Below are 2,314 nucleotides of genomic sequence, written 5' to 3'. Positions count from 1 at the left end.
CCCCAACACCGAAGGCGAGGCGACCGCCACTTATTTGGTGCGGATGCTGCGCGACATTCCCGGTCTAACCGTCACGCGGATCGCTTCTGGGCTGCCGATGGGCGGCGATCTGGAATTCGCCGACGAGCTGACCCTGGGCCGCGCGTTGACCGGGCGGCGCGCAATGGCCTGACGGGCGCCAACGCAATCACATGGGTAACTCCGTTAACGGCAACCGACCATGAGTCTTTTTTTGCAATGCGATGCGCCGGTGATATCACCGGCCTGACAATCCGGTCGTGATATCGCATGTGGTCACAAACCGAAAGAAGCATCTCACCTTACTGAGTGACGCCAGAGGCTGGTGCGACGGAATCGGTCGCCCGCAACCCGGCTAGGCCCATCGCTGTCAGCTGGTCACAATCGCCATGTCGTCGCTGGTGTTCCAAGCCTGTTTGAAGGTGGCCATGGAAACCTGCTCGTCGCGGCCGGCCCTGCGGCCGCTGTCGTTGACATGCACAACACCTGCGTCGGTGTCGATCCCGGTGACCACCACGAAGTGATCTTCCTCGGTGCGGTCGCCGGACTCGTTCCAGAGGATTTGCTCGTTAACTCCGGCGATCACCTTGTGGCCTTGATCCAGATCGCGCTCCACGGCGCCGGCGTTGGTGTCGACATCGGAGGCCTGGATGCCATAGTGCGCCAATAACACCGGCAGGTCCCCGTTGCTCGTACCCTGCGACGGACGGTAGATCGATCCGGAGTGCTTGACGCTTGGGATGTTTCCAGCCGTGTCGTCGATCTGCTGCTCGGTCGGCTCGTTGCCGGTGATCTGGCCGACCACATCGGCCACGGCCATCTCCCCGCAGTCGGAATCCTGTTGTTGTTCGCGCCAATAGGGCGCGGCGGCGCCTGGGTCGCCGTGCATCGCGACCTGCGGGTTGGCCTGGTGGTTGGCCTGGTGGTCGGTGAATAGAGAGGACGCGCCCGCGTCGGCGTACGCGCCGCCGGCGAATGTGATCGCGCAAGCGGCGACGGCCGCGCTCAACAGAACCGCGCGGCCGGCTGGGGCGACTTTGGTGCGTGAGGTGCTGGTCATTGTGCGTCCAATCCTTGCGCCCCCACACAGCGCGGTGCTGTTCAGGAAAGGCTGAGGGACGTTGCTATGTGGAGCATTAGAGACACCTATCGCGCGGGTAGGTAATTCTCAGCGAACCGCCAGTCGCTCGCGGCGCAGCAAATCCACCTCAGGTAATTCCAGCGGCGCCAGCTCACCCACCACCTTGCTCAGCAGCAGGTCGGCGAGCTCCGGATTGCGGGCCAGGCAGGGCCCGTGCATGTAGGTGGCGACCACGCTGCCCTGGACCGCGCCGTCGAAGCCGTCGCCGGCGCGGTTGCCCGCACCCTTTTTCACGACGCCCAGCGGCGACGCCGCATCACCGAGCACGGTTCCGCCGCGGTGGTTTTCGAAACCGGTCAACGGCTGCGTCAACCCGGCCAGCAGCGGCGTGCTGACCACCTCGCCGATGGTGCGAGCAGTCTGCGGCGACGTGGTGACGTCGAGCAGACCCACGCCGTCGACCCGTTAACCCGACGACGTCTCATACCAGTGGCCGAGTACCGGGATGGCCGCGCAGATCGCCAGCACCGGCGCGCCGCGGGCCGCGGCGCGCTGCATTCCCGGGTGGCGGATCAGATGCTTGGTCGCCAGCCGCTGCGCGTAGTCCTCGGCGCCGCCAAGCGTGTAGAGGTCGAGGCTGTCGGGCACCACGTCGGCCAGCGTGATCTCGACGATCTCGGCGGCGATGCCGCGCAGCCGCAACCGTTGGCGCAACACCGCCGCATTTCCGCCGTCGCCGTAGGTGCCCATCACATCGGGCAGCACCAGCCCGATCCGAATGGTCATCCGATCCGCCGCTGCAGCTGGAGAAACGCCGTGTAGTTGGCGACGACCTCGACGGGCCCGGGTGGGCACGACGCGATGGCGGCCATCGTGTCGTGCACCAGGGTGTGTTCGACGTCGGCGTAACCCAATCGCACCGCCAGATCGGTGCCGCGTTCACCCGCGGCTACAACTTTCGTGCTTTCGAAATGCTCGAAGCGCACATCCCACAGCCAGGACAGATCTTCGCCGTCGGGCACTTGCCCGTTGACCGAGATCACCACCCCGGCCGCGTCCTTGTCCACCATCGACAGGGCTTCCTGCCAGCCGGCGGGATTCTTGGCCAACAGCATCCGCACGGTGTGCGCACCGACGCGAATCGTGCGGTAACGCCCGGCGACCTCGTCGACCCCGGCCACCGCTGCCACCGCGGCCGCCGGGTCGGCGCCCAGC

The 2,314-nt window shown here is 66.2% G+C and carries 2 protein-coding genes and 2 pseudogenes; 1 reads left to right on the top strand and 3 read right to left on the bottom strand.

All coding sequences use genetic code 11. The features are described 5' to 3' along the window. A pseudogene (locus WB785_RS15825) lies at nucleotides 1-172 on the top strand (recombination mediator RecR); the annotation flags it as partial. Between the two features lie 216 nt (nucleotides 173-388). On the opposite strand, the gene WB785_RS15820 reads toward WB785_RS15825, so the two are convergent. The 3 genes and pseudogenes from WB785_RS15820 to WB785_RS15810 all read right to left on the bottom strand — a co-directional run. Further along, complete coding sequence (locus tag WB785_RS15820) at nucleotides 389-1,078, bottom strand: C39 family peptidase (RefSeq protein WP_424080270.1); 690 nt, start codon at nucleotides 1,076-1,078, stop codon at nucleotides 389-391. Between the two features lie 108 nt (nucleotides 1,079-1,186). Continuing rightward, a pseudogene (locus tag WB785_RS15815) lies at nucleotides 1,187-1,885 on the bottom strand (type 1 glutamine amidotransferase). After that, nucleotides 1,882-2,314: DUF1727 domain-containing protein (locus tag WB785_RS15810; RefSeq protein WP_424080269.1), on the bottom strand; the 433-nt coding region annotated here is incomplete at its 5' end. The pseudogene WB785_RS15815 and the gene WB785_RS15810, both read right to left, overlap by 4 nt.

It is taken from the genome of Mycobacterium sp., assembly GCF_049585075.1.
In the GTDB taxonomy this organism is placed as follows: Bacteria; Actinomycetota; Actinomycetes; order Mycobacteriales; family Mycobacteriaceae; genus Mycobacterium.
The sequence above is the reverse complement of the archived record's forward strand: the minus strand, read 5'-3'. Positions and strand labels throughout refer to the sequence as shown.

What these genes read in the sequence shown, in the direction of transcription:
- WB785_RS15820 (WP_424080270.1), bottom strand. Translation starts at nt 1,078, where the DNA reads ATGACCAGCACCTCACGCACCAAAGTCGCCCCAGCCGGCCGCGCGGTT.